This is a genomic window from Methylobacterium haplocladii (assembly GCF_007992175.1).
Lineage (GTDB): Bacteria > Pseudomonadota > Alphaproteobacteria > Rhizobiales > Beijerinckiaceae > Methylobacterium > Methylobacterium haplocladii.
In genome coordinates this window covers 1-25,272 of sequence record NZ_BJZT01000043.1, presented here as the reverse complement: position 1 = coordinate 25,272, position 25,272 = coordinate 1, and the positions used below count along the sequence as shown (strand labels likewise).

Here is a 25,272-nt window from a genome sequence, read left to right as displayed (position 1 = left end):
CGGAGCGCGGCCTAGCCCATGCGAGGGCTTTACGGCTAGCCTGAGCCGCGAGAGACGCTTTCGCATCCTGTCGCGTTTTTCGCATTTCATATTCATAAGGGCCGCCAGGGGCGGTGCCGTGCCCGATTTCGCGCACCGCGAGAAGGACTCCGCGATGACCGATATCCGCCTCCGCCGCAGCGTCCTTTACATGCCCGGCTCGAATCCGAGGGCGTTGGAAAAGGCCAAGACGCTCCCGGCCGACGCGCTCATCCTCGACCTCGAAGACGCGGTCTCGATGGAGGAGAAGGATCTCGCCCGCGAGCAGGTCTGCGCCGCGGTGAAGTCCGGCGGTTACGGGCACCGGGAACTCATCATCCGGGTCAACGCGCCCCAGACGCCCTGGGGCGAGAAGGATCTGCGCAAGGCGATCGAGGCGAAGCCCGACGCGATCCTGATGCCGAAGGTGTCCTCGCCCGCCGTGCTGGAGAGCATCGCCGATCATCTCGAAGCGCTGGACGCGCCCGAGTCGATCGCGATCTGGGCGATGATCGAGACGCCGGCGGCGATCCTCAACATTAAGGACATCGCCAAGGCGCGGCGGGACCGGCGCACCCGGCTGACCTGCTTCGTGCTCGGCACCAATGATCTCGCCAAGGACACCTGGGCGCAGCTCGTGAAGGGCCGCGTGCCGATGCTGCCCTGGATGATGTTCACCCTCGCCGCCGCCCGCGCCGAGGGGCTGACCATCCTCGACGGTGTCTGGAACGACATCGGCGACCCGGAGGGCTGCCGCGAGGAGTGCCGTCAGGCGCGCGACCTCGGCTTCGACGGCAAGACCTTGATCCATCCGAACCAGATCGAGCCGGCCAATACGTCGTTCGCACCCACCGAGGAGGAGGTGCGTCGTGCCCGCCTCGTCATCGAGGCGTTCGAAAAAGAAGAGAACGCCAAGCGCGCCGCGATCAAGGTCGAGGGCCGCATGTACGAACGCCAGCACCTCGGCATGGCCACCCGCGCCGTGGTGTGGTCGGAGGCGATCGCGGCGCGGGATGCGGAGTCGCGCGGGTAAAGCCACCGCCGTCGCCGCGGACCGGTTCGCACAAGAACGGCCGCACCTGATGGCGCGGCCGCCGTTCGTCACGATGCCCGAAGCCAGTCGAACTCAATCGTCGTAATCGTAGCCGCCATAGCTCGGGCCGCCCCAGGAATAGCCGCCGGGGGCATAGTCGTAGGTCTCGCGGACCACGCGGCGGGTGCGGTAACGCGGGGCGTAATAGCCGTCGTCGTAGCCGACGCTGCGGTAGCCGCCGGCATACCCGTCGTCGTAGCCGTCATAGCCGTAGGCCGGACGGGCGTAACCGTAACCGCCGTAGCCATAGCCATAGCCGGAGGTGGCTGCGCCGAGCAGCGCACCCGCCGCGAGGCCGCCGACCACGCCGGCCGCGACGGCCCCGCCACCGCCGCGCCAGCGCGCTTCCGCGCCCGTCGACGTCAGGGCGCCGACGCCGAGCACCGCTGCTGCGGAGAGAACCGCGATCGTCTTCATGGAACTGCTCCTCAATCCTTGAGATCGCTGGCACGTGCCGTGCGATCCGATGGCCTCTAACGACGCAATCCCGTCGAGGGTTCACGCGCCGCATGCGTCCTAGGCCGGTCCACATACGAAAACGGCCGCGCCCGGGGGGCACGACCGCTTCCGATGCAAAGTTCGCCAGGGGCTCAGTAGCCGTTGTCGTAGGTGTCGTAGCCATAAGCCGGCCGGCGGTAACGCTGACCCTCGTAACCATAGCCGGCGCCACGATATCCACCACGATAACCGTCGTCGTACCCATAGGCCGACCGGCCGTATCCGTTCCCATAACGGGAATTCGCCGCCCCGGCCGCAAGTGCGCCGACAGCGAGGCCTCCGACGACGCCGGCTGCGATTGCGCCGCCGCGTCCACGCGCTTCGGCGCCCGTGGTGGCAAGCGATCCGGCACCGATCAGGGCCGCGGCGGTCATGACTGCGATTCTCTTCAAAACAGGCTCCATTCGATCGACCCGCAAGGGGTCACATGAGGAGCCAACGAGGTGCGCCGCGATGGGTTCAATCCGAATCGGCGACGTCCCGCCGCACCCATCAGCGCCGCCCGCCGACCTCGTCGAGATGCTCGAGCAGGTCGGCCGGGTCGTCGTAGACGCGGACCGCGCCGGAGCGTTCGAGCTCGTCCGTACCGTAGCCGCCCGAGAGCAGGCCCACGCCGAGACCGCGGCAACGGCGGGCGGCGAGCATGTCCCAGATCGAGTCCCCGACGATGACGCAATGCTCGATCGGCTTGCCGAGGCGCTCGGCGGCCGCGAGGAAAAGGTCGGGATCAGGCTTGGCGTACTTCACCATGTCGCGCGTCACCACCGGGACCTTTTCGGGGTCGACCCCGAGGGCGACGAGGTTGTGGCCGGCCGTCTCCATCCGACCGCTGGTGGCGATGGCCCACGGAATGCCGCTGTCGGTGAGCGTCGCCAGGAGTGCCTTCGCCCCGGGCAGTGGCACGACGCCCGGCGACAGGCGGCCATACGCCTCCATGTGCAGGCGCCGCAGCCGGTCGACGCGCTCCGGGGTCATGTCGAGGTCAGTCTCGCGCAGGAGCTGGTTGGTGAACAGGCCGCCGCTCATCCCGATCTTGCGGTGGATGCGCCAGACCGAGAGCGGAATACCCTCAGCGTCGAGCGCCTCCTTCCAGGCCAGCACGTGCTGGTAGACGCTGTCGACGAGCGTCCCGTCGAGATCGAACAGGAAGACGGTCTCGATCCGCATGGCGCGCTCCGCTGCTTCAACGGGGGATAACGGCTCGCCGCGGCGTCCGATGCATCGGAAAAGGCAGTCCGGCCCGACCTCGCTCCCTTGACCCGCCAGCGCGCCCGGGCTTGTCCTCGCGTCCGGTCACACCGATGCTCTTCAGCCACCTCTCACACGACCTGTTCAAGCCGCTGGCCTCGCCGAGCCGGGCCTTCAACGCGGCCTTGCTGCTGCACGTCCGCGAAAAGCTGTTCGGCGACACCATGGAGCCGCTGCGCAAGAGCGAGTTCCTGGCGGCGATCGGCGATTTCTGCGCCGGCTGGACGCAAGGCGAGATCGCCGACGACGAGACCACGCCGGTCGATCCGGTGGAGCGGCGCTCGGCGGTCTACCGGCGCTTCCTCGATGCCGGATGGCTGGTGGAGCGGCGCGAGCGCTACGTGCCGGTGGTCGATCTCGATCCACAGGCGCGGCTCCTGCTCGAGGAGCTCGCCCGGCTCGATCGCGGCGAGACCCGCTCCTATGGCGGCGCGGTGCTCGACGTGCTGGGTGCGCTGGAGAGCGCTACGGCGAACCCAGCCGAACGCTCGGAGGCATTGAGCAACGCAGCGAAGGCGGCCCGCGACTTCCTGGGCCATTTGCGTGGCCTCGCCGGCTCGATGCGCAAGATCGAGGAACGTATTCTCGCCGAGGACGACCTGCGGGCGGCGTTTCGCCTGTACTTCGAAGAGTTCGTCGAACGGCATCTCGTCAGCGACTACCGGACCCTGCACACCCGCTTCAACCCGTTCCGCTTCCGCTCCGGAATCGTCCGCGAGGCGGGGCGGGCGCTGCGCGATCCGCTGACAGTGAGGGCGCTGGCGGAGGGAGCCTGGCGCGAGGGCAGGGCCGCGGGGCTCGATGCGGCCGAGCGGACCGTGCGCGGCGAACTCACCGAAATCCTGGCGATCTTCGAGGGACTCGACCGGCATCTCGACGTGGTCTCCGACATCGTCGCGCGCATGGAGCGCCGCATCGCCGCCGCCGTGCGTTACGAGGGCAATCGGGATTCCGCCCGGATCGAGCGCACGGCAGCGGCCCTGCGCGCCGTCGGATCGGTCGCGGGTGTCGCGACGGCACCGCCGCCGCCGATCCTGTCGGGTCGGATGCCCCTCGGGCCGCCGCATCTCTACGCCCCGCGGATGAAGCGGCGCGCCATCGTCACCGAGCCGCTGCCGGATGCGACGGGCGATCCGGCCATCGACGCCTTCGTCGAGGCGAAGGACGAGTTCCGCCGCCGCACGACGGTCACGCCCGAATCCATATCGGCGTTTCTGGACCGCCTGCTCGCCGAGGGCCGTCCCATCCGCGGCTCGGGGATCCGGATCTCGGACGTCGACGCCTTCGTGATCTTCCAGCGGCTCCGCGAGATCGACGTGCTCTTCGACGGGGCACTGGCTGGACGCTACCGCCTGTCGCGAGTCGAGGGCCGGATCACCAACGGCTGGCTCGACTGCCCGGATTTCGCGGTCGAACGGGCGCAGCATGTTTGAGCCGTTCCGCGCCATCGTCGACGGCGACGAACCGCCGCCGTCCAGTACACGGGCGCCGAGCGAGGAAGACCTGACACGGGCGCTTCAGGTGCTCATCAAGGTCCAGGTGATCTACGCGGACACGCCGGGCATCGGCCGGTCGTACGAGATCGCGCGGCACTACGCGCCGTTCTTCCGCGATTACTTCGCCTGTCTCGGCTACGTCTTCGAGGTCTCGCACCGCGATCAGATGGTGTTCTTGCGCGTACCGTCGGAAGGGGCGCGGCACGACGCTGCCGCGGAACGCCTGCGCAAGGACGAGACCCTGGTTCTGCTGGCCCTCCGGCTCGCCTACGAGGAGGGGCTGAGGGACCATCGCGTCACCACCGACGGCGTGGTCGAATGCACGACCGACGACATCGCCGAGTCGATACGCACCGCCGCCCGCTGCGATCCGCCCGAGGAGACGCGCCTCGTCGACATCCTCCGCCTGTTCGCCCGCAAGGGCGCCGTGCGGCTGGGCGAACGCGACCGCACCGAGCGCGTCACGCCGCTGATGGTCCTGCCCGGCATCGCCGTGCTGTCGCCGGATGCCTGGATGGATCAGGTCCAGGCCTGGGCCGCCTCCGCCGGCGACGCGGAGGCGTGATCCAGCGCGCATTCCGGCTGCGAACGATCATCGCCGCCCGATCCCGAATTCCGACATCATGTCCCACGAGGCTTCGGCCTTCCGGCGCGGCGTCCGATCGCGGTTCGAGGTGTTGCCCGAGCGCACCACGGCTGACGACCGATCCAGGCTATCCTACCGGGCAACCGACGAACGGGCTCATCCCATGCGACGCATCCTGGCCGGCCTCGTTCTCGTCCTGCTGCCGAGCTTCGCCTCCGCCGAGTGCATGTGCACGTGCGTGCGCGGCAAGGCGGTGCCGATCTGCCAGCCGCAGGCGATGGTGGAGCCGATCTGCCAGCAGGTCTGCGTCGACAAGATCGAGCAGTCGCTGGGCGTGCTCGGGGGCGGCGGGGCGGGAGGCGGCGGCGTCGGGGGTGGTCTCGACGCTCTGAACGGCGCGGGTAACGGGATCGACCGCTCGACCCTGAATTCCCTGCTCGGCCGCTAGGGTTCCCATCGGCGAGGCTCACTGCGACTTTTCATGTGGTCGCAGGACGCAATCACGGGTAGTTGCCTCGACACGCATCGGGGCCAAGCCTAGAATCGCCCCGAGAAGGCGATTTTCGAGAAACCCGCCAAACTCTTATGGGCCTATGAACAAGATCGAGCCCGGCATCGGCATCAACCGGCGCTACCTGCACGACGAGGTGGCCGACCGCATGCGCGAACTCATCCACAGCGGTGAGATGGAGCCGAAGGCGCGCGTCAACGAGAGCGAGCTGACCGAGCGCTTCGGCATCTCGCGCACGCCGCTCCGCGAGGCGATCAAGATCCTCGCGACCGAAGGCCTGCTGGAGCTGCTGCCGAACCGGGGAGCCCGCGTCGCCAGCATCTCGCAGACGGAGATCGAGGAGATGATCGAGGTGATCGCCGGGCTGGAGGCGACCGCCTGCGATCTCGCCTGCCGGACGATCACCGATGCGGAGATCGCCGCGATCGAGGCGAAGCACGCTGCCATGGTCTCAGCCTGGACGGCGCGGGAGGAGGCCGAATACTTTCGCCTCAACCGCGAGATCCACGAAGATATCATGCAGGCGAGCCGCAACGCGACGCTGCAGTCGATCTATGCCGGCCTTTCCGGCCGCACCCAGCGCTCCCGCTACCGCGCACACCAGACCGACGAGCAGTGGGCTCGGGCCGTAGAGGAGCACGAGGGTATGATCCCAAGGCTTCAAGCCCGGGACGGCGAAGGCCTCGCCAAATTGATGCGCGAGCACATCCGAGCCAAGAAGCCGGTGATTGCTGCAACCTACGGTGAGTTGTTGGACGTCGCCGACTTGGCGGTCTGACTGCCCTGAGCCAAGCTGCCGGCTGGACGTGGTCATAACCGGCTCGTCCACGGCAAGCATGAGCGGATGGAGGCCGACGCCAGCCGAACGGCCAGCCGACCCGACCGTCTGCATTCGTTGGTTGGTGCTGCTGTTGCGGCCGCCGGGGTACGGTCATCTCATAACGTCGCCGGTGCGCGTCTCCTTTCTTCCCAGATAGGGTTGCGGGCTACCATGGACCTTGGGCTTACCCGAGATCCGATCCCCGGTGCCGAAGTCAGCCAGGTGCGACCTGTGATGTCGGCAGCGCGAGTCAGCCGCCGTTGGCGAGGGCGGCGCGCCGATGTCTCACAAACGCGCTTCGGCTCTGCCTCCGCTTCCTGCAGCTCAGCGCCCTTCCCATTGCGGCTTCCGCTTGGCCAGGAACGCCTCCATGCCCTCGCGAAAATCGCGGCTCATGTAGGCCATCAGGATGAGATCGTCGCCGGGCCGGGCTTCGCCCTCGGTGGCCTGCGCTTCCTCGGCGAGGCGCCGCAGGCCTTCCTTGGTCGCCTGAAGGGTGAGGGGGGCATGACCGGCGAGCAGGCTCGCGAGATCCGTCGCGCGCTGGGCGAGCGCGGCGGCATCCGCCACCACCTCGTTAGCGAGGCCGATGGCGAGCGCCTCCTCCGCGCCGACGAGGCGGGCGGTGAACAGGATGTCCTTGACGCGCGGGGCTCCGATCAGCGCCGACAGCCGCTTGAGGTTGCCCATCGACAGGCAGTTTCCGAGCGTCCGCGCGATCGGGAATCCGAAGCGCGCGTCGCGGGTGGCGATGCGCATGTCGCAGGCGGCCGCGATGGCCGCGCCGCCTCCCGTGCAGGCCCCGGCGACGGCCGCGATGGTCGGGACGCGCAGGCGCTCAAGCGTACCGAGCACCCGGTCCATGAAGCGCTCGTAGCCCAGCGCGTCTTCGGCAGTCTCGAAACTGCGGAACTGCACGATGTCGGTGCCGGCCGCAAAGGCTTTCTCGCCCGCACCCGTGATGATCAGCGCCCTGATCGACCGGTCCTCCTCGATCCGCCGGCACAGCGTGATCAGGCCCTCGTACATGGCGAAGGTTAGCGCGTTGCGGGCCTGCGGCCGGTTGAGCGTGATCCGGGCGATGCCCATCGCGTCGGTGGCGAACTGAAGTTCGTCGGTCGGGGTGGGATCGGGGGCGCTCATCGCGGCATTCCTCGATGGTGGTCGGGCGGTCTCGGGATGACCCTGTCGCGCGATTGACCATCGACGATCAAGCCGGCGCTACCGGTTGCATCGTCTCTTGACCGTGGCCTTCCGATCATTTCTGCAGTCCCGCGTTCATGCTACCTCCTCTGCCGGGACCGGAAAGAATTGGCGCTGTAGGGATGACGAGCGTGAGAGCGACGACGATCGGGTTCATCGCGGCCGGCATGCTCGCCGGTCTCGCCGCCGCTCCGGCCCAGGCGGAGTGCGTGCGCAGCATTGTCAACAAGTCGGCGCTGACGGCGCTGGTGCGCCGCGACGGCGGCCCCTGGGTGACGGTGCCGCCGCACCGTTCGCAGGCGATCCGCTTCTCCGAGCCCGGCTCGGTGGAGTTCGCCCTGGTCTGCGGGCGTCCGGGCTACGGCGCCTCCGACGCGGGCGCCGTCTATCGCGGCTCCGTCAGCTACACGGCGATCATCGACCGCTGCTACTACGAGATCGGCACCGGCTTCTTCGAAGACCAGCTCGGCCCGGGCTTCTTCCCCGGCACCAAGGACACGGCGCCGCTCACGGTGAACGTGCCCCGCCAGGGCGACGTGGTGATCGGGCCGCGGATCGACGCGCGCTGCCCGGCCATGCTGCAGGACGGCCTGCGCGCCCGCTACTGACGCGGGGGCCGCGCCCGATGGTGCCGGACGCGAGGCGTCGGCGCGACCTGCCGCGGTGCGACGGCGGTGCCGTCATGTGCTGCGACGATGCGGCGGGCCTGCTCGACGCTCATGTCGCAGGCGCTCGTCATGCCCTGAAGGGCGCCCAGCGCGCGGTTGTATTGGGGAAGGTTGGTGCAGCCTGGGCCGCCGCCGCCCTGAGCCGAGGCCGCCGCAGGCAGCGCGATCGTCGTCACCAGAACCAGGACCATCGCTCGGCTTCGCTTCGACATGGCGCGACCTCCTCGCCGATGGCACAACGCAAGTCTGCTCCACCAACCGGTCATCCGCTGCGTTGGCTCCGTGCCGCCGAGCCAGCGCGTCATCCACCTCGGTTCACACCGGCCAGCCCGCCTCGCAATAGGCCGAATCCCAGAACATCCATTCGAGCTGCGCCGCTCGGGTGAAGCTCGCGTGCATCGCGGATCGTTCCCGGGCACCGGCCTCGGCCGCGACCCGATCGGTCACCGCGATCATCGCGTCCACCGCCTCGGAAAACTCCTGGCCGGCATAGGTGTCGATCCAGGCCCGGTAGGGGTTGTCGGCGGCGGCGCGGGAATGAATGTCGAGGCCGATCTCGCGGTACATCCAGAAGCAAGGCAGCATCGCTGCCAAGTGCACGGCGAGCGGTTCGCGGAAGCCGCTGGCGAGCAGAAAGCAGATGTAATGGTGCGCGGCCGGCGTCGGCGGGGTCGCCCGAACCTCGTCCGCCGACACGCCGAAGCGTCGGAAGAAGTCGGTGTGCAGCCCCCGCTCCACCGCGATGGCGGCCGTCGCGGCGACGGTGAACTGCACCACGTCGTCCGGGCCGTCCGACTTGGCGGCCGCGAGCGCCAGAGCCTGCGCGAAGGCGACGAGGTAATGGGCGTCCTGGATCATGTAATGCCGAAAGGCCGGCATCGGCAGCGTGCCGGCGGCGAGCTCGCGGTTGAACGGCAGGGTGCGGGCGGCTTCGTAGAGCGGGGCATTGCGTGCCCAGGCGTCTGTCGAGAACAAGGGGCTGACTCCTTCGTGCGGCTCGCCGGCCGGCGATGACCACGCGCGTTGCGCCGAGGATCGGACCGGGAGGGTCCTGCTACCATGAAGACAAACGACCCCTGCATCAGTCTCTGCCAGTTCGACGGCCGGACCGGCTGGTGCCTGGGCTGCGGCCGCACGCTCCCCGAGATCCGCGCATGGCGCAAGCTGACGCCCTATCGGAAGACCGCGCTCAGGCGCGAGCTGCCACGGCGGGTCGAGCAGGTCGGCGGCGAGGCCTCGGCCGTCGCGTTGCTCCGCAAGGGCTGACCGGACGGCGCCTCGACTGGTGTTCCAATGTGCGCGCCAACACACCCCAAAGCGTCAAGCTGCTCCAGACAGGGTGCGGATGTCAGTAGCGGTTGCGAAGTCAGTCGCTGCGAGACGGGCCAGCGAGGAAGTACCGATGACGTCGAAGGTCTCGTTCCGCTGGCTGGTCACGCTCTTCGCCTTGATCGCACCCGCCGCCCTCGGTCCAGCCAGGGTCACCGGCCGGCCCGAGGAATCGCCGGCCCGGCAGGAGGCCGCCTCCGGCGTGGTCTTCCGCCACTATCTCTGACGCGCATGTCGATCCGCCCGGTTGGGTCTCGGCGCCGGTCCGTGTTAGGCCCCCGGCCGTTCAGCAGCAGCCAGGACATCAACGATCCATGCGCTCGATCCTCTTCGCCGGAGCATTCGCCCTCGCCATGACCGCATCCGCCTCAGCCGCCCCCGTCACGCTTCCTTCGGGCCTCGCCTACGTCGACGAGGTCGTCGGCACCGGCGCGGAGGCCAAGCCCGGCCAGCAGGTCAGCGTGCAGTACACGGGCTGGCTCGACGACGGCGGCAAGAAGGGCAAGAAGTTCGACTCGTCGCGCGACCGCAACCAGCCCTTCGCCTTCCCCCTCGGTGGCGGCCAGGTCATCAAGGGCTGGGACGAGGGCGTCGCCGGCATGAAGGTCGGCGGCAAGCGTACCCTGACCATCCCCGCCGCCCTGGGCTACGGCGCCCGCGGCGCCGGCGGCGTCATCCCTCCCAACGCCACGCTGATCTTCGACGTCGAACTGCTCGGCGTTAAGTAAGCCCTACCAGCCCATCGTCCCCGGCCCGCCCTTGAACGGGCCGGCGACGTCGGGCGTGACCCAGCCGCCGTAGAAACCGCCGGGCTGCGGCTCGGCGCGGACGTCTCCGACGAAGCAGGCCTCCATCGGGCCGGCATAGAAGGCCACCGCCCCGGCGATGTCGCGAAACCCGGGCGTCGGATCGGGATAGGCCCAGGCCGCCCCAGGCAGGTCTTGGACGCCAACCGTGACGTCGAACATCACGGCGCGGCCCTTCCATTCGCAGATGCCGGCGCGTTGCCCCGGCCCGAGGACGCCTTCGGCCACCGCGTTTCTCGGAAAATAGTAGGTCGGCGGGTGGCTCGTCTCAAGGACGCGCCAGCCGGAGAGGGTGTCGGCGATGGTCCGACCGCCGAGGATCACCCGCAGGCGCTGCGTCACGCGCTCCAGCCGCGGTGGTCGGGGATAGTCCCAGACGCTTTCCTGGCCGGGCAGGAGTGGTGTCGGAACGGGTCTGAACATCGCGCGCGGAACCTCTCCGGGGATTGCCTTCCACAGCCTGCGCCCAAGCTAGGGAAACAGCCAGCCGGGGAAAGGACGCAGCGTGAGCGACTCCGACGACTTCGCAGTGTTTCTCGACTTCGACGGGACCCTCGCCGAGCTCGCGCCGACCCCCGACGCGGTGCAGGTCGACCCGACCCTGGTGCCCAATCTCGAGAGCCTGAAAGCGCGCCTCGGCGGCGCCCTCGCGATCGTCACCGGGCGGCCGGTGAGCGTCATCGACGTGTTCCTGGCGCCCTCCCGCTTCGATTGCGCAGGGCTGCACGGAGTCGAACGCCGTGTGGACGGCCAGCTCAGCGGCGGACGGCCCGAAGACCATCCCGACCTGCGGGCCGGCGTCGAACGCCTGAAGGCGGAGACGGCCTCCCTCGATAAGGTCCTGATCGAGGACAAGGGCGCCTCGGTCGCCGTGCATTGGCGCCTCGCCAACGCACGGGACACCCAAACCGCCGAAGCCTTGGTGAGGGCGCTCGCGACCGAGCTCGGTGCGGCCTATCGGCTGCAGCTCGGCAAGGCGGTGGGCGAGATCGTGCCGGCCTCGGCCACCAAGGGCCACGCCATCCGCGCGCTCATGGAAAAGCCACCCTATGCGGGACGCCGCGCCATCTTTTTCGGCGACGACAAGACCGACGAGCTCGCCTTCGAGGCCGTGAATGCCGACGGCGGGGTCAGCGTCCGCATCGGCGACGAGGACACCATCGCCGCCTTGCGCCTCGCCGCGCCGGCGGACGTGCGTGCGCTCATCGCGTCATGGGCCGACGGTGCGCCGATCGATCCGGCTGCACTGCCGGCGGCCTGACGCGAGACGTCCCCTCTGATACCGTCGCCGATGCCGGCCCGGCCGGCGCGCGATCCCTAAGACGGCCACGCCATGTTCGAATTCCCGGTCCTCGTCGGCGACATCGGCGGCACGAATGCCCGCTTCGGGGTGATCGCCGAGCGGGGCGCGCCTCCCCGCATGCTCTCGCACGAGCCGACCCGCGGCCATCCCGACATCGGCACCGCGATCCGCGCCGCACTGGAGAAGGGCGGCAACCCCGAGCCGCGTTCCGCCATCCTCGCCATCGCCGGTCGCGTCGACGCGCCCTCGGTCCAGCTCACCAATGCCGATTGGGTGATCGCGGCTGCCCGGATCGGCGCGGATTTCGATCTGTCGCGGGTGGTGGTGGTGAACGATTACGTGCCCGTCGCGGCCGGAGCCGCCGGCATCGCGCCGGGCGACCTCGCGCCGATCGGTACCGCCACCCATCCGGGCCGGGGCGCCCGCCTCGTTCTCGGCCCGGGCACCGGCTTCGGCGCCGCGGCGCTCGTGCCCTACGAAGACCGCCTCGCCATCGTGTCGACCGAGGCCGGCCACACCGATTTCGGTCCGGTCGACGACGAGGACTTCGAGATCTGGCCGGGCATCGCGCGCCTGGAGGGTCGCGTCACGGTGGAATCGCTGCTCTCGGGACCGGGGCTCGCCCGCCTCCACGCCGCCGTGAAGCAAGTTCGGGCCGGCGGCGAAGGATCGCCCATCGACCCGGCGACGGTCACCGAGACCGGCCTTTCGGGTGAAGACCCGCATGCCGATGCCGCAATCCGCCTATTCGCGAAATATCTCGGCCGGGTCTGCGGCGACCTCGCCCTGACCTTCCTGGCTACCGGCGGCGTCTATATCGGCGGCGGCATCGCCCCGCGCATCCTCACGGTGCTGAACGACGGCACCTTCCGAAAGACCTTCGAGCACAAGCCGCCCTTCGCCGCGATGATGCAGACCATCCCGACCAGCGTCATCACGGTGCACGACCCGGCCCTCAACGGGCTCGCCGCGCTCGCGAGCGAGGGCGACCGGTTCATCTATCATGGGCAGAACTGGCAGGGGTGATCAGAGCGCCCCGTCCTTCACCCGCCCCGGATCGGCCAGCGCGTGCAGCAGCGCCGCCGCCGAGTGGGCGAACCGGAGCGTCACCGCCTTGCGCCGCGCGCCGCTGAGCGTGTGATCGGCCGGTATGCGCAGGATCGCCGCACCGAATGCGTCGGCGACGATGAGGCCGCATTCCTCCGGGATCAGGCTCTCGGGCACGGTCTCGGGGATCGCGAAGAAGAAGCGGTCGCAAAAATCGCGGTAGTCCGGCCATTTCCGGTCGGCGCGGAAATCGGCGACGCTCGACTTGATCTCGACGATGCTCAGCCGACCGGCCGGGCAAAGCGCGATCACGTCGGCGCGCCGGCCGTTCGCCAGAGAAAACTCCGGGAGCGAGACGCAGCCCAGCTCCGAAAACAGCCGGCGCACCCCGCGCTGGACATGCAGCGCGGTCGCCGACTGGCGGCGGTCGGGAGGCAGGACGGCGTAGGCGAGGGCAGCGGACATGGGCGGCAGAGTTGGGCGGCGGGGCTGACCCGGGGTCGCCCGACTGAATCAGCTGCGGCCCGGCTTGTCATCCCCCAGTGTCACGCAGTGTTTCACGTAAAACATTTTTTCCTATCTTAGGCATGCGGCCACGCCATCGTCAGCGCCGCCCGGATCGCCGCGAACCCGTCCGTCAACGCGGCCGGCCCCGGCTGCAGGATCAGCGGCGACTTGATCTCGTGGATGCGCCCGGATGCCACGGCAGGAATCGCGTCCCAGCCCGGCCGGGCGCAGATACGGGCGACGTTCACCTTCTTGCCGCACCAGGAGGCCAGGATCACGTCCGGCGCCGCCGCGATGACCTGTTCCGCGGTAACGATGCGGTCCTTGGCGGCCTGCGCCTGGGCGAGATCGGGAAACACGTCGTCGCCTCCGGCGGCGCGGATCAGATCGGCGACCCAGCCGATGCCGGAGATCATCGGCTCGTCCCACTCCTCGAAATAGACGCGCAGCCGCGCACGCCCCCGGCTTTCATCTGCGGCGCTGGCGAGGCTCCGCGCGTAGCCCTGCGCCAGTGCCTCGGCCTTCTCGGGGGCGCCGACCAGGGCGCCGAGCGTGCGGATCATCGCGAGGCAGCCGGCGACGTCGCGCTGATTGAACAGGTGTACGGCGATGCCGGCGCGGGCGAGATCGGCGACGATGCCGGCCTGAAGATCGGAAAACGCGAGGACGAGGTCCGGGTCGAGCGCCAGGATCTTGGGCAAGTCCGCGCTGGTGAAGGCCGAGACCCGTGGCTTCTCCTTGCGGACGCGAGCCGGGCGCACGCAATAGCCGGAGACGCCGACGATGCGGTCTTCCTCGCCCAGCAGATAGAGCGTCTCGACAGTCTCCTCCGTCAGGCAGACGATCCGTTCCGGGGGAAACCGCCGCATGGCGCCTACCCCTGGAACCAGCTGATCAGCCCCGCGCCGGGCGCCAGCAGCACGAAGGCCCAGACAGCGGCCGAGAGCACGTTGGCGATCTGGAACGGGATCCGGTCGACCCCGAAGATGCCGGCGATGAGCGGGATCACCGCGCGCACCGGCCCGAAGAACCGCCCGATCGCCACCGCGCCCGCGCCCCAGCGCCGCAGGAAGTCCTCGGCGCGGCGGGTCGGCTCGGGGTAGCGGCTCATCGGCCAGAAGTTTTTCGCGCCCTCCTTGTAGTAGCGGCCGAACTCGTAGGAGAGCCAGTCGCCGAGCGCCGCGCCGATCGCGGCGGCGGTCACCACCGGCCAGAAGGCGATGTCGCTCGCACCGATCAGCGCGCCGATGCCGAGCAGGATCACGGTGGCCGGCACCAGCAGGGACAGGAACGCCACGGACTCCCCGAAGGCGAGAAGCCCCGCGATCAGCGGCGTCCACGCCTTATGCACCTCGACGAAGGCGAGCGTGGACTGGCGGAGGGCGTCGAAATCCATGGAATGGGCTCTGGCGATGGAGGCCTCCATCTGGCCGGGAGCGTGGCTAGGGACAAGGGCTTCGTTGCACGAACTCCATCGGTTCGCTTCAGGGCGCTCTCGTGTGCCAGCCGGAGACGATTCGCCTGCGAAATTTCAACTGATCCAACACTAAGCTGTTGCACATAACCCGATGATTTGCACGATGTGCCGTAGGCACTCGGAGATGCGGAGAATGATCGTGGATGTTCGAGCGTCCCGGAATTTGCACTGCGCTTGTCTCTTTTTAATGTTCTGCAATAGCGTCGGCCCTATCGGATTAGTGGGCTCGGCATTTGGTCAGAATAACAAACGAGCAGATTTGATTGCTCTCGTGAAGAAAAAGGTTGGGCGCGTAACGGATCTTCAGGTCAATCAATTTTTTGGAGATTTTAGCGGCGACGGACGTGATGACGCGCTTGTTGTCGCATACTACGCCAGCAGGGGTGGCGGAAATTCTTTTGAGATCGCGGTGATGCTCTTCGAAGCTGTTGGATCGGGATTCCGATACCTCCGCGACGTGCCGAACGTGTATGGCGAGTCACCGCGCGGCGCGACGTTCCAGCGAGGTCAAATCAAGGTCACGCTGACAACCCTGGGCCCGAACGACGCTCGTTGCTGTCCGTCGGTGCCGAAGGAGTACACGATCCGCACTCCGTGACGTGCTGTTGACGAAGGCGCAGCGAGAAGCCCTTGGAGATGCGCGTTTCGCATGCGCATGCGTTAGCAGGCGATCTCGGCTATCAGGCGTCAGCCTCGTTCAGCGGCCGGAGCGCCATGAAGGTTCTCTCCATCCAGTCTCACGTCGCCTACGGCCATGTCGGCAACGCCTCGGCGGTGTTCCCGATGCAGCGCATGGGCGTGGATGTCTGGCCGATCCATACGGTACAGTTCTCCAACCACACCGGTTACGGTGCCTGGCGCGGCCGCGTCTTCGACGGGCCGGCCGTGGCGGAGGTTGTGCAGGGCATCGACGAGCGTGGGGTGCTGGGCCGTTGCGACGCGGTGCTCTCGGGCTACATGGGCGCGCCCGAGATCGGCACGGCGATCGTCGAGGCCGTGGCGAGGGTGCGGGCCGCCAACCCCGATGCGCTTTACTGCTGCGATCCCGTCATCGGCGACACCTATTCCGGCGTTTACGTGAAGCCGGGTATCGCCGACTTCATGCGCGACCGGGCGGTGCCGACCGCCGACATCGTCACGCCGAACCAGTTCGAGCTGGATCTGCTCTCGAGCCTGCCCACCGGCACGCTGCGCGAGGCCAAGACGGCGGCACGGGCCGTCCAGGCTCTGGGGCCGCGCGTCGTTCTGGTGACCTCGCTCGCCACCGACGCGACGCCGCCGGACGCCATCGACATGCTGGCGGGGGAGGGCGGCGCGTTCTGGCGCCTGCGCACCCCGCGCCTCGACCTCAAGGCCGTGAGCGGCGCGGGCGATGCCATCGCCGCGCTCTTCCTCGTGCACTACCTGCGCTCCGGCTCGGCCGCGACGGCGCTGGGCATGGCCGGCGCCTCGATCCACGGGCTCCTGCGCCAGACGGCCGAGGCCGGCTCGACCGAGCTCCTCACCGTCGAGGCCCAGGACGAGTTCGTGAGCCCGAGCGTGGTGTTTCCGGTCGAGGCGGTGTGAACTGACCCGTTCGACCCGAGCCGAGGAGCCTTCATGATCCGCCGCCGCTTCGTCACTCTCGACGTCTTCACCGAGACACCGTTCGCCGGCAACCCGCTGGCCGTGGTGCTCGATGCGGAGGGACTGAACGATGCGGCGATGCAGGCGATCGCGCGGGAGTTCAACCTGTCCGAGACGGTGTTCGTGCTGCCGCCCGAAGAGCCCCGTCACCGGGCGCGGCTGCGCATCTTCACGCCGCTCGCCGAGTTGCCCTTCGCCGGCCACCCCACCGTCGGCACGGCGGTGTTGCTCGCGCTGAAGGATCGGGCCGCACACAAGGGTGAGAACCACGCCGACGCCACCGCCTTCGGACTGGAGGAAGGCATCGGCATCGTCCCCTGCGTCGTCGAGAGCGGCAAAGGCCGGGGTCGCGCCCGCTTCAAGGTGCCGAGCCTGCCGACCTTCGCCGGTGACGGGTTGGAGGCGAGTATCCTGGCGCAGATGCTCGGCCTGGATCCGCAGGAGATCGGGTTTTCGCGGCACAGGGCGAGCCGGCACGGCGCGGGCGTGCCCTTCACCTTCGTGCCGATCGCCACCCGCGACGCCCTCGACCGGGCGAAGCTCGACATCGGCGCCTTCGATCGCGCGTTGGCGGCGGCCAAGACCGGCGCGCTCTACCTCTACACGCCGGATCCCGGCCCCAACGGCCGGCGCTACCAGGCGCGGCTGTTCGCACCGCATCTCGGCGTTCCGGAAGACCCGGCGACGGGTTCGGCCGCCGCGGCCTTCGCGGGCGTGCTGATGCAGTACGAAAAGCTCGGCGACGGCACCCACGACGTCGTCCTGCGCCAAGGCTACGCCATGGGCCGCCCGAGCGAGATCTCTCTGCAAGCCGTTGTCGAGACCGGCGCCCTGCGCTCCGTCGAGATCGGCGGTGCGGCCATCGTCGTCAGCGAGGGCGCGCTGCTTGTCTGAGCACGCGCCGCACGGCTTCACACGCACCCCGCTCGCCACCGTCTCCGCCCGGCTCGTCGCGCATGACTGGGCCTGGGCGCGGGACAACGCGCACGCCATCGACCGCAACTGGCAGCGGCGCCTCGCCGAGAGGCCGGCGATGTTCGACGGGCCGGTCCTGCTGAGCCAGGGCTGCACGATCCGCGGCGATGCCTGCGAGGTGGCGTTCTTCGAGACGCGCTTTTCGCGATTTATCGCGTTTCGCGATGCCGGCTCGCCGGACGCGAACGTCTTCAACGCCTTCTCGGCGATCGTCTCGCGAACGGCGGACGGTGCGATCCTTCTGGGCCAGATGGGACCGCACACCGCCAATGCCGGTCAGGTCTATTTTCCCTGCGGCACGCCCGACCGCGACGACGTCCGCGCGGGCGGCCTCGTCGACCTCGCCGGCAGCGCGACGCGGGAATTCTTCGAGGAGACGGGACTGTCGCTGCCGGACGGTGCAGCGGATGCGCCGTGGATGCTGATGCGCGGCGAGGGCCAACTCGCCTTCCTGAGGCCGGTGCGCTTCGCCTTGGGCGCGGACCAGCTCTTGGCACGCATCGAGGCCTATCACGCGCAAGAGGACAAGCCGGAACTCGCGCACATGGTCGTCGCGCGCGGCGCGTCGGACATCGATCCCGAGCGGATGCCCGGCTTCGTGCGCAGCTACCTGGAATCGGCCTTCTGACGCGCGGGACGCTACTGTCGCGTCACGGTATCGAACCGACCTCCCTGAGGTAATCGACCGTGGCAGGGTGCAGCCACTCGACCCTCGTGGCCGACGGAAGGTTCCGCGGGTCGCTCTCGCCCCCTTGCGCGTAGAGCCGCGCCAGGGTGGCCCTGCCTCGGTCGAGCGCACGAAGGAGGCGCGCGACGATGGCCGCGTCCAGGCCGGGCTTCCCCATGACGAAGCTCCAGGAGCCCACCGTCTCGATCGCCGCATCCTGGCCCTTGAACGCGCCGGCCGGCACCGTGAGACGCCGGAGCGATGGGCGCAGCGACAGGATGGCAGCGACGGCCTCGGAGGCCGGCCCGAAAAAGCGTGCGCCGCCCGGCGCATCGGCCATCGTCTTGAAGCCCGGCCAGCCGACGCTGCCGCCCCAGAGCGCTGCCGCCTTGCCTTCGAGAACCAGCGGCGGCCCGTCGCCGGCCCGATCCAGCAGGATCGGCGCGATGTCGCGGTCGGGATCGATGCCGGACCCCTTGAGCACGGTGCGGCCCATCACCGTGAGACCGGACGCGCGCGTCCCCAGGGCCACGCTCCTGCCGCGCAGGTCCGAGACGCTCCGGATCGGACTGGAGGCCGGGACCACGAACAGCCCCGGCGTCGTATCCACCGGCGCGACAATCGTCGGTTTCGGGCCATCCGCGGCCTGTTCCGCCAAGGCGTCGTAGGCGTACTCGCCCTGGACGAGGGCGAGATCGAGCTTGCCCTCCTTGAGCAGAACGAGGTTTTCCGTTGATCCCTTGGTGGTGCGCAGGGTGATCGTGAGCGTTGGATCGGCCTCGTGGATCGCGGCGGCGAGCGCCTCGCCGTAAGCCGGAAATCCGCCTCCGGGCGTCGCCGTCCCGAGCACGACCTGAAGCGCGGCTGCGGTCGATTGCGCCTGCGCCGTCGACAGCATCGCCAGAGCGCAGAGCATGACGGACGTGAGGCGTTTCGACATCGTCGACCCAGCGCTTGCGGAACGATCGATCGTCGTCCGGCGACCGAGCCTCTGATGCGGGGCGAGCACGCTACGCCGGCTAGCGATAGCCGTAGCGCGCCTTCGCCGCGGCGAGCAACCGGAGCCCATCGGCGCTCCGTCCGGCAGAGCAGGCGGTTGCAGCGGCGTCGAGGTCGGCGCTGAAGCGCTTGCCGACGGCAGCGTTCAGGTTCTCGGTGGCGATGTCGCTCGCGACGAGAGACTGGGTGTGGGCGATGGTCGGGCCGCAGCCGCTGCCCTTGGGCAGGTCTGCGACGACGGGCGCGGCCGGCTCGGCAGGAAGCGCCGCTGCGGCGGTCGGTCCGGGCACGCTCGACAGGCTGTTGCAGGCGCCAAGCGAGGCGGCGGCCAGGAGGGCGGCGAGGGCGAGGCCGGGATTGCGGATGGACATGGAAACGTCTCCGGAACAGCGAGGACGCGGAACGAACGGTGCGGGAAGCTGAGCCGCGGCGAGCACACGGTCAATCGCGGGCGGTCCGCACGATATGACTTTTCCGGAGGATGCGGCCGGCACGCATCACTCGGCAGCGGCAGCGCGCTTGTCAGGCCGCGGCGCCGAAGCTAGACACGTCGCTCAGGGATCGGCGACATGCCGATTTGCCCCCCTCGAGGAGAACCGAGCCGTGGCTTTCGCCGGCTCAGCGCTGACGATGCCGGACGCCGCTTCCGCGGCGCCGAGCGCGCGCGCCGAAACGCTTCTTCTCGCAGGCCTTCTCCTTACCCGCCCCTGAGGGCCGTCCGGGCGTGGCCGCCTGGGCCTTCAGGGGACGCGCTTCGGACAACCGATCCCGGGTTTCGGTGCCTCTCCAGCGATGGGGACGCGCATCGTGAGAAGGCAGAAACGACATGACCAGCAATTCCGAGAAGGACCGCGTCGTCATCTTCGACACGACGCTGCGCGACGGCGAGCAGTGCCCCGGCGCGACCATGACCCTCGACGAGAAACTCGCGGTGGCCGAGCTGCTCGACGCGATGGGCGTCGACATCATCGAGGCCGGTTTTCCGATCGCCTCGAACGGCGATTTCGAGGCCGTCTCCGAGATCGCGCGGCGCACCAAGCGCGCCACCGTGGCCGGCCTCGCCCGCGCCATCCCGGCCGACATCGCGAGGGCCGGCGAGGCCGTTCGCCACGCAGCGCGGGGACGAATCCACACCTTCGTCTCGACCTCGCCGATCCATCTCGCCTACCAGATGCGCAAGACCGAGGACGAGGTGATCGAGATCATCCTCAAGACGGTGGCACAGGCCCGCGACCTCGTCGAGGACGTCGAATGGTCGGCGATGGACGCGACCCGCACCGGCATCGACTACCTCTGCCGCTGCGTCGAGGCGGCGATCCGCATGGGCGCCACCACGATCAACCTGCCCGACACCGTCGGCTACGCCACGCCGGACGAGTATCGCACCATGTTCCGGCAGGTGCGCGAGCGCGTCCCGAATGCCGACAAGGCGATCTTCTCGACGCATTGCCACAACGACATCGGTCTCGCGGTGGCGAACTCGCTGGCCGGCATCGAGGGGGGCGCCCGGCAGGTCGAGTGCACCGTCAACGGCATCGGCGAGCGGGCCGGCAATGCGGCTCTCGAAGAGGTCGTGATGGCCTTGCGCACCCGCGGCGACGTGATGCCATTCGAGACCGGCATCGACACCACGATGCTGACACGTGCCTCGAAACTCGTCAGCCACGCCACCAATTTCCCGGTGCAGTACAACAAGGCCATCGTCGGCCGGAACGCCTTCGCGCACGAGAGCGGCATCCACCAGGATGGCATGCTCAAGCATTCCGAGACCTACGAGATCATGACGCCGGCCTCCGTCGGCCTGACCAAGACCTCGCTGGTGATGGGCAAGCATTCCGGCCGCGCCGCCTTCCGCTCGAAGCTGACCGAGTTGGGGCTGTCGTTGTCCGACAACCAGTTGCAGGACGTGTTCGAACGCTTCAAGGCGCTCGCCGACCGTAAGAAGCACGTCTACGACGAGGACATCGAGGCGCTGGTGGACGAGAACCTCGCCACCGCCCACGACCGCATCCGCCTCGTCTCGCTCTCGGTAGTCGCCGGCACCCGCGGTCCGCAGCGGGCAACGCTCAAGATCGAGATGGACGGGCGCTTCTTCACGGAAGAGGCCGACGGCAACGGCCCGGTCGACGCGGTCTTCAACGCGATCCACGCGCTGGTGCCGCACGACGCCGTGCTCGAGCTCTATCAGGTCCACGCGGTCACGCAGGGCACCGATGCGCAGGCGGAGGTCTCCGTGCGCCTCAAGGCCGGCGAGCGCTCGATGACCGCCCGCGGCGCCGATCCCGACACCCTGGTGGCCTCTGCCAAAGCCTATCTCTCGGCATTGAACAAGCTCTCGGCGACCTCCGTGCGCCTGCATGCACAGCACGCCGCGACGGTGTGAAGAAAACTCGGCCGTCGGGGGTGGACAGCCTCCGGCGGCATTGCTATCAGCCCCTCACTCGCGGGGGACTGGTGACCCCCACGGCGTCGCTGCAAAGCGATGGGCGCATAGCTCAGTTGGTAGAGCAGCTGACTCTTAATCAGCGGGTCCTAGGTTCGAACCCTAGTGCGCCCACCAATCCTTCATTACAGTCTGCTGATCGCTGGCGTGCCCCCCATGGCGCGTCGCTTGGTAGAACTTTCGCCAGAATTTCTGTTTACCGATAATCTCTATGCACTGCTGGGCATCTCTTTGCCGTTGCTGTCCGTTCGGGTCCGTTCTGACTGATACTGTCGCGTCCGTTGGGGACTGCCCGCGTCCGAGCGATCCCGCCGCAGCGCCATAACCGGAGGCGGCCGTTGCGCCTAAGCCGTGGCGCGGCACCGGATTTCGATGGGCATTCGTTCCCTGCCTCGACAACGTGAGCGCGGCTAACGCGACGTCAATTCGCTCAATCCCAAGGGGACGTGCATGCGCGATCTGACCCAGGACGACGAGCGGGCCGTCGAGCGCTTGAGCTTCTACATGCTGAAGGAAGCCTACGGTGCCATCGCTTCGGTCCTGGCGAAGCGCGATCCGGATACGGCCGCGACGCTGTTCGACAGGATCGAGACGCAGATCGCGGGTACGCTCCATCGCATCGACAGCCAGCAATCGGAGGGTGCGGCATCGACCGAGATCGCCACGGCGATCGCTGAGACCCTCGCTCCGATCCTCGACGAATGCCACGGTCGCGATGGCGGGCTCGGGCCGAAGCTGCCGACGAGACCCTCCGCGCCGACGAATGCGCCCTGACGCGGATCCGGCGCGGTTGCGATGCCCCGCTGCGATGAGGACAGAGCGACGCATCGACAGGACATCCTGGCGTGATTACGAAAATATTCTCGGGAGATTTGTGCATGGATCTCACGGTCTCCCATCCGCTATCGTGCTATGATTGCGATGCGGCAGAGTTCTTATAGGGATCGGCGCTCGCCCCCGTTGCACCACCGGGCGAGGGCAGGGGGTCCAACGGCATGGTGAGTATGGTGAACGCGCCGACCGAGCAGGCTGGAATTCTCCGCGATCCCCTCCTGCTGGACAACCAGCTCTGCTACGCCCTGTATGCAGCGGCCCACCGCATGACCAAGTCCTATCGGCCGATGCTGGAGCGGATGGGTCTCACCTATCCGCAATATCTCGTGCTGCTCGTGCTCTGGGAAACGGACGGCGTGACGGTATCGGAGATCGGCCGGCGGCTGCGGCTCGATTCCGGGACGCTGACGCCGGTGCTGAAGCGCCTGGAGACCGCGGGTCTCGTCGTGCGCAACCGCCGCCGCTCGGACGAGCGCGAGGTCGAGATCGCCTTGACGCCGAACGGACGAGACCTCCGCGCCGAAGCCGTCTCAGTCCGTCAATCCGTGATGTGCCAGCTCCATATGTCGGAGCCGGAGATCCAGGCCATGCGCGCCGATCTCAATGCGCTGATCGAGAATCTCAGCACCGCTCCCTGAGCAGGCCGAACCGTTGGCCACGCTGCACCGGCGCGATCGGTCGGTCGCGAATTGGCCGACGACGCCCGAACCGTCACCGGCTCGTCGCGTTGGTGGCCATCATGGTCGATCCGTGCGCATCGGAAATGCTTTGCCAGATAACTTTCGCCTTGAGCGCCCGCGCCGGCATCGGATAGTGAACGCGCCGTGACATCCGCGATGCCCCGACCCGCTCCGAGGGAAGCCGAGCCGCGACGGCTGATCAGCCGCGGCCCGGCATGACGTCGAGCCCGATGGACATGGTTTCCGAACCGCGGCGGCAGGTCGGCGCGCTTCCGTTCCGACGCACGCCCGAGGGCGGATTCCTGATCTTCCTGATCACGTCGCGCGAAAGCCGGCGCTGGGTCATACCGAAAGGTTGGCCGATGAAGGGCCGCAAGCCCTACGAGGCCGCCGCCCGCGAAGCCTACGAAGAGGCCGGACTCGTGGGCCATATCGGCAAGCGTCCGCTCGGTTTCTACCTCTACGACAAGCGCCTCAAGAGCCGTGATTCCGTGCTCTGTCAGGTCAAGGTGTTTCCGCTGGAGGTGCGCAAGCAGCTCAAGGCGTGGCCGGAGAAGGATCAGCGCGAGGGCTATTGGTTCTCGCCCTCCGATGCGGCCGAGGCGGTCGCCGAAGCCGGCTTGTCCGGCATCATCCGCGCCGCGTGCAAGAAGGACCCCAGCATCGCCGGCTGAGGACTGCTCAGACTCCCCCGGATCCTGCGACGACCGAGCCCTCGGCCCCCTCCCGCGCCGCCGCCCGGATCGCGTCGAGGGTGAGCAGCCGCGGCGGGCCGTCGCCGTCGAGCGCGAGCCGCGTCGCACCGGTGGCGAGCATCAGCCCGAGGGCATCCCGCAGCGAAAGGTCGGCGCTCACCCGCGCCGCATCAGTCTCGAAGCCCGCCTCGGCGACATCGGACGCCGCGACAAGGGCGAGGCGGCGCAGGATGCGGTCGTCGCCGATGAAGTCGGCCACGAAAGCGTCGGCGGGTTTGGCCAGAAACCGCTCCGGCGTATCGGATTGGGCGATGGCGCCGTCGCGCATCAGCACGATCCGGTCGCCCATCAGCAGGCCCTCGGCGAGATCGTGCGTGACGATCATCACCGTCTTGCCGAGCCGGGCGAGGATCGCACCGATCTCGCTCTGAAGGCGGCCTCGCGCCACCGGATCGACGGCGCCGAACGGCTCGTCCATCAGCAGCACCGGCGGATCGGCGGCCAGCGCGCGGGCGACGCCGACGCGCTGGCGCTGGCCGCCGGACAGCGCGTCCGGGCGTCTGTCGCGGTACTCACCGGGATCGAGCCCGACGAGATCGAGCATGGCGTCGACCCGCTCGCTGATGCGCTTGCGTGGCCAGCCCAAAAGTTCGGGTACGGTCGCGACGTTCTGGGCGACGGTGCGGTGGGGAAACAGGCCGATCCCCTGCAGCACGTAGCCGATGCCGCGGCGCAGGGTCACCGGATCGACGTCGACCACGTCCCGGCCATTCACGAGCACCCGGCCAGAATCAGGCTCGATCAGCCGGTTGACCATGCGCAGGGTCGTGGATTTGCCGCAGCCGGAGGGGCCGAGCAGCACGCAGGTGGTGCCCTCGGGCACCGTGAGGTCGAGATGGTCGACCGCCGGGCGCGCGGTGCCGGCGAAGCGCTTCGAGACGCCCTCGAAGCGGATCACGCGCGAGGCACGATCAGCAGCCCGAGCAGATCGACCCCATGGTCTTGCGCATCTTCGAGTCCCAGGCCTTGTTGCGGGTGTCGGCAGCCTTCTGCGCCTTCGACATCTCTTCGGCGACGGAGGGCTTCAGGGCGCCGGGATTGGCAGGCGGCATGACCCGGCCGGTGGGCGCGATGTTGCGACTGGGGCTTGGCGACGGCGGCACCACGGGGCCTGGAACCGTCTGTGCCAGAGCGGGCAGTGCGAACACGGATGCGGCGAGGATCAGTGAGGATGCTCCGAGATGGCGGCGCATGACATCGTTTCCGAGAGGTGACGCACGGCAGCCGCGTCATCGGCGGTGCCGGCATCCGATGATCCGAGAGTGACATCGGGGCCGGCCGGTCGCAAGCTGGACCGGACATGCCGACGGGGCCACACGGGACGAATACTGCGATGAGTAGCGCGCAGAACACGGCCGGCGTGCCGCGCAACCGGCGAGAGGCCATCGCCGGCGCCCTGGCCCGGCTGGCGCCCCGTCTTCCGGATTTCGAGGCCGAGGCCGCTTTGGAGCGCGCCCTGTCGAGCCCGGGCCTGCACGGGGCCGCGCCGGAGACTGCGGCATGGCTCGCCCTCGTCGCCTATGCCCGCCATGTCTTCACGGATTACGACGCACTGCTCGCGGAGGATTACGACCGCGACAGCGCCCGGCATTTCGTTCTCGACGACCTGAATGCCGTGCTCGCGGAATGGGGCTGCCGCCGACAGGTCTCCGAGGAGATTGAAGAGGGCGACGACGGCTAGTT

At 68.6% G+C, this 25,272-nt stretch carries 34 protein-coding genes and 1 tRNA gene; 21 read left to right on the top strand and 14 right to left on the bottom strand.

Annotation, left to right across the window (positions count from 1 at the left end; translation table 11 throughout):
• The first annotated feature begins 154 nt into the window (after positions 1 to 154).
• Entirely contained in the window at positions 155 to 1,051 is an 897-nt protein-coding gene (locus MHA02_RS19275) for an HpcH/HpaI aldolase/citrate lyase family protein (protein ID WP_147081765.1), read from the top strand.
• 93 nt (positions 1,052 to 1,144) lie between these two features.
• Here the strand turns inward: MHA02_RS19275 and MHA02_RS19270 are convergent, their stop codons facing one another.
• From MHA02_RS19270 to MHA02_RS19260, 3 genes are all read right to left on the bottom strand, one after another.
• Positions 1,145 to 1,528, bottom strand: a complete 384-nt coding sequence (locus MHA02_RS19270) for a hypothetical protein (RefSeq protein WP_147081763.1) — start codon at positions 1,526 to 1,528, stop codon at positions 1,145 to 1,147.
• A 173-nt stretch (positions 1,529 to 1,701) separates the two neighbouring features.
• Entirely contained in the window at positions 1,702 to 1,983 is a 282-nt protein-coding gene (locus MHA02_RS19265) for a hypothetical protein (RefSeq protein WP_238180399.1), read from the bottom strand.
• Positions 1,984 to 2,101: 118 nt separating this feature from the next.
• Positions 2,102 to 2,776: an HAD family hydrolase gene (locus MHA02_RS19260; RefSeq protein ID WP_147081759.1), complete on the bottom strand. Its 675-nt coding sequence runs from the start codon at positions 2,774 to 2,776 to the stop codon at positions 2,102 to 2,104.
• A 134-nt stretch (positions 2,777 to 2,910) separates the two neighbouring features.
• On the opposite strand from MHA02_RS19260, the gene MHA02_RS19255 reads away from it, so the two are divergent.
• The 4 genes from MHA02_RS19255 (at position 2,911) to MHA02_RS19240 (ending at position 6,228) form a co-directional block, all read left to right on the top strand.
• On the top strand, positions 2,911 to 4,290 hold the full coding sequence (locus MHA02_RS19255) for a Wadjet anti-phage system protein JetA family protein (RefSeq protein ID WP_147081757.1): 1,380 nt from the start codon (positions 2,911 to 2,913) through the stop codon (positions 4,288 to 4,290).
• Entirely contained in the window at positions 4,283 to 4,918 is a 636-nt protein-coding gene (locus tag MHA02_RS19250; protein WP_147081755.1) for a DUF4194 domain-containing protein, read from the top strand. Before MHA02_RS19255 ends, MHA02_RS19250 begins: the two co-directional genes overlap by 8 nt.
• Positions 4,919 to 5,102: 184 nt before the next feature.
• Complete coding sequence (locus MHA02_RS19245) at positions 5,103 to 5,387, top strand: hypothetical protein (protein ID WP_147081753.1); 285 nt, start codon at positions 5,103 to 5,105, stop codon at positions 5,385 to 5,387.
• Positions 5,388 to 5,532: 145 nt separating this feature from the next.
• Positions 5,533 to 6,228 (top strand): GntR family transcriptional regulator, encoded by a 696-nt coding sequence (locus tag MHA02_RS19240; protein ID WP_147081752.1) that lies wholly within the window; start codon positions 5,533 to 5,535, stop codon positions 6,226 to 6,228.
• A gap of 366 nt (positions 6,229 to 6,594) precedes the next feature.
• On the opposite strand, the gene MHA02_RS19235 is transcribed toward MHA02_RS19240, so the two are convergent.
• Positions 6,595 to 7,413 (bottom strand): enoyl-CoA hydratase/isomerase family protein, encoded by an 819-nt coding sequence (locus tag MHA02_RS19235; protein ID WP_147081750.1) that lies wholly within the window; start codon positions 7,411 to 7,413, stop codon positions 6,595 to 6,597.
• A gap of 182 nt (positions 7,414 to 7,595) precedes the next feature.
• Here MHA02_RS19235 and MHA02_RS19230 point away from each other — a divergent pair, with 182 nt between their 5' ends.
• Positions 7,596 to 8,081 (top strand): hypothetical protein, encoded by a 486-nt coding sequence (locus MHA02_RS19230; protein ID WP_238180398.1) that lies wholly within the window; start codon positions 7,596 to 7,598, stop codon positions 8,079 to 8,081.
• Here the strand turns inward: MHA02_RS19230 and MHA02_RS19225 are convergent.
• Positions 8,075 to 8,353, bottom strand: a complete 279-nt coding sequence (locus MHA02_RS19225) for a hypothetical protein (RefSeq protein ID WP_238180397.1) — start codon at positions 8,351 to 8,353, stop codon at positions 8,075 to 8,077. The two genes, MHA02_RS19230 and MHA02_RS19225, sit on opposite strands and share 7 nt — an antisense overlap.
• Positions 8,354 to 8,456: 103 nt before the next feature.
• Entirely contained in the window at positions 8,457 to 9,116 is a 660-nt protein-coding gene (gene tenA / locus MHA02_RS19220; RefSeq protein ID WP_147081747.1) for a thiaminase II, read from the bottom strand.
• A gap of 84 nt (positions 9,117 to 9,200) precedes the next feature.
• On the opposite strand from tenA, the gene MHA02_RS19215 reads away from it, so the two are divergent.
• From MHA02_RS19215 to MHA02_RS19210, 3 genes are all read left to right on the top strand, one after another.
• Positions 9,201 to 9,407: a DUF1289 domain-containing protein gene (locus tag MHA02_RS19215; RefSeq protein ID WP_147081745.1), complete on the top strand. Its 207-nt coding sequence runs from the start codon at positions 9,201 to 9,203 to the stop codon at positions 9,405 to 9,407.
• A 136-nt stretch (positions 9,408 to 9,543) separates the two neighbouring features.
• Complete coding sequence (locus MHA02_RS22290; RefSeq protein ID WP_170249353.1) at positions 9,544 to 9,696, top strand: hypothetical protein; 153 nt, start codon at positions 9,544 to 9,546, stop codon at positions 9,694 to 9,696.
• 88 nt (positions 9,697 to 9,784) lie between these two features.
• Positions 9,785 to 10,198 carry an FKBP-type peptidyl-prolyl cis-trans isomerase gene (locus tag MHA02_RS19210; protein WP_147081743.1) on the top strand — a complete coding sequence of 138 codons (414 nt, stop codon included), beginning with the start codon at positions 9,785 to 9,787 and terminating at the stop codon, positions 10,196 to 10,198.
• A 3-nt stretch (positions 10,199 to 10,201) separates the two neighbouring features.
• On the opposite strand, the gene MHA02_RS19205 is transcribed toward MHA02_RS19210, so the two are convergent.
• Entirely contained in the window at positions 10,202 to 10,699 is a 498-nt protein-coding gene (locus tag MHA02_RS19205; protein ID WP_147081741.1) for a DUF427 domain-containing protein, read from the bottom strand.
• Between the two features lie 82 nt (positions 10,700 to 10,781).
• Between MHA02_RS19205 and otsB the strand changes: the two genes are divergently transcribed.
• Positions 10,782 to 11,537, top strand: a complete 756-nt coding sequence (gene otsB / locus MHA02_RS19200) for a trehalose-phosphatase (protein WP_147081739.1) — start codon at positions 10,782 to 10,784, stop codon at positions 11,535 to 11,537.
• 72 nt (positions 11,538 to 11,609) lie between these two features.
• The gene (locus MHA02_RS19195) at positions 11,610 to 12,605 is read left to right on the top strand and encodes a glucokinase (RefSeq protein WP_147081737.1); all 996 of its coding nucleotides are present in this window, start codon (positions 11,610 to 11,612) and stop codon (positions 12,603 to 12,605) included.
• Here MHA02_RS19195 and MHA02_RS19190 read toward each other — a convergent pair whose 3' ends face one another.
• The 3 genes from MHA02_RS19190 to MHA02_RS19180 all read right to left on the bottom strand — a co-directional run bounded on the left by MHA02_RS19190 (position 12,606) and on the right by MHA02_RS19180 (position 14,529).
• Positions 12,606 to 13,091, bottom strand: coding sequence for an MmcB family DNA repair protein (locus MHA02_RS19190; RefSeq protein WP_147081734.1), 486 nt, complete (start codon positions 13,089 to 13,091; stop codon positions 12,606 to 12,608).
• A gap of 116 nt (positions 13,092 to 13,207) precedes the next feature.
• Positions 13,208 to 14,002: a cobalamin-binding protein gene (locus MHA02_RS19185; RefSeq protein ID WP_147081732.1), complete on the bottom strand. Its 795-nt coding sequence runs from the start codon at positions 14,000 to 14,002 to the stop codon at positions 13,208 to 13,210.
• Positions 14,003 to 14,007: 5 nt separating this feature from the next.
• Positions 14,008 to 14,529 carry a DedA family protein gene (locus MHA02_RS19180; RefSeq protein WP_147081730.1) on the bottom strand — a complete coding sequence of 174 codons (522 nt, stop codon included), beginning with the start codon at positions 14,527 to 14,529 and terminating at the stop codon, positions 14,008 to 14,010.
• Positions 14,530 to 14,743: 214 nt separating this feature from the next.
• Between MHA02_RS19180 and MHA02_RS19175 the strand changes: the two genes are divergently transcribed.
• From MHA02_RS19175 to MHA02_RS19160, 4 genes are all read left to right on the top strand, one after another.
• Positions 14,744 to 15,208 carry a hypothetical protein gene (locus tag MHA02_RS19175; protein WP_147081728.1) on the top strand — a complete coding sequence of 155 codons (465 nt, stop codon included), beginning with the start codon at positions 14,744 to 14,746 and terminating at the stop codon, positions 15,206 to 15,208.
• A 116-nt stretch (positions 15,209 to 15,324) separates the two neighbouring features.
• On the top strand, positions 15,325 to 16,176 hold the full coding sequence (gene pdxY / locus MHA02_RS19170) for a pyridoxal kinase PdxY (RefSeq protein WP_147081726.1): 852 nt from the start codon (positions 15,325 to 15,327) through the stop codon (positions 16,174 to 16,176).
• A 33-nt stretch (positions 16,177 to 16,209) separates the two neighbouring features.
• On the top strand, positions 16,210 to 17,130 hold the full coding sequence (locus MHA02_RS19165) for a PhzF family phenazine biosynthesis protein (RefSeq protein WP_147081724.1): 921 nt from the start codon (positions 16,210 to 16,212) through the stop codon (positions 17,128 to 17,130).
• Positions 17,123 to 17,839 carry an NUDIX hydrolase gene (locus tag MHA02_RS19160; RefSeq protein WP_147081722.1) on the top strand — a complete coding sequence of 239 codons (717 nt, stop codon included), beginning with the start codon at positions 17,123 to 17,125 and terminating at the stop codon, positions 17,837 to 17,839. The genes MHA02_RS19165 and MHA02_RS19160 overlap by 8 nt, the downstream gene beginning before the upstream one ends.
• Before the next feature lie 22 nt (positions 17,840 to 17,861).
• Here the strand turns inward: MHA02_RS19160 and MHA02_RS19155 are convergent, their stop codons facing one another.
• A complete protein-coding gene (locus MHA02_RS19155; RefSeq protein ID WP_147081720.1) occupies positions 17,862 to 18,818 on the bottom strand; it encodes a TAXI family TRAP transporter solute-binding subunit in 957 nt (318 codons plus the stop codon).
• 79 nt (positions 18,819 to 18,897) lie between these two features.
• Positions 18,898 to 19,248 carry a hypothetical protein gene (locus tag MHA02_RS19150; protein WP_147081718.1) on the bottom strand — a complete coding sequence of 117 codons (351 nt, stop codon included), beginning with the start codon at positions 19,246 to 19,248 and terminating at the stop codon, positions 18,898 to 18,900.
• Positions 19,249 to 19,703: 455 nt separating this feature from the next.
• Between MHA02_RS19150 and MHA02_RS19145 the strand changes: the two genes are divergently transcribed.
• The 5 genes from MHA02_RS19145 (at position 19,704) to MHA02_RS19125 (ending at position 23,508) form a co-directional block, all read left to right on the top strand.
• Positions 19,704 to 21,260, top strand: coding sequence for a 2-isopropylmalate synthase (locus MHA02_RS19145; protein WP_147081716.1), 1,557 nt, complete (start codon positions 19,704 to 19,706; stop codon positions 21,258 to 21,260).
• 101 nt (positions 21,261 to 21,361) lie between these two features.
• A tRNA-Lys gene (locus MHA02_RS19140) sits at positions 21,362 to 21,437 on the top strand.
• 333 nt (positions 21,438 to 21,770) lie between these two features.
• Positions 21,771 to 22,094, top strand: coding sequence for a hypothetical protein (locus MHA02_RS19135; RefSeq protein ID WP_147081714.1), 324 nt, complete (start codon positions 21,771 to 21,773; stop codon positions 22,092 to 22,094).
• Between the two features lie 230 nt (positions 22,095 to 22,324).
• Positions 22,325 to 22,792 (top strand): MarR family winged helix-turn-helix transcriptional regulator, encoded by a 468-nt coding sequence (locus MHA02_RS19130; protein ID WP_147081850.1) that lies wholly within the window; start codon positions 22,325 to 22,327, stop codon positions 22,790 to 22,792.
• A gap of 257 nt (positions 22,793 to 23,049) precedes the next feature.
• Positions 23,050 to 23,508, top strand: coding sequence for an NUDIX hydrolase (locus MHA02_RS19125; protein WP_147081712.1), 459 nt, complete (start codon positions 23,050 to 23,052; stop codon positions 23,506 to 23,508).
• 7 nt (positions 23,509 to 23,515) lie between these two features.
• Here MHA02_RS19125 and MHA02_RS19120 read toward each other — a convergent pair whose 3' ends face one another.
• Together MHA02_RS19120 and MHA02_RS19115 are read right to left on the bottom strand one after the other, a co-directional pair.
• A complete protein-coding gene (locus tag MHA02_RS19120; RefSeq protein WP_147081710.1) occupies positions 23,516 to 24,487 on the bottom strand; it encodes an ABC transporter ATP-binding protein in 972 nt (323 codons plus the stop codon).
• A gap of 13 nt (positions 24,488 to 24,500) precedes the next feature.
• Positions 24,501 to 24,782: a hypothetical protein gene (locus tag MHA02_RS19115; RefSeq protein ID WP_147081708.1), complete on the bottom strand. Its 282-nt coding sequence runs from the start codon at positions 24,780 to 24,782 to the stop codon at positions 24,501 to 24,503.
• A 140-nt stretch (positions 24,783 to 24,922) separates the two neighbouring features.
• Here MHA02_RS19115 and MHA02_RS19110 point away from each other — a divergent pair, with 140 nt between their 5' ends.
• The gene (locus MHA02_RS19110; RefSeq protein WP_147081706.1) at positions 24,923 to 25,270 is read left to right on the top strand and encodes a DUF2293 domain-containing protein; all 348 of its coding nucleotides are present in this window, start codon (positions 24,923 to 24,925) and stop codon (positions 25,268 to 25,270) included.
• Positions 25,271 to 25,272: the final 2 nt, after the last annotated feature.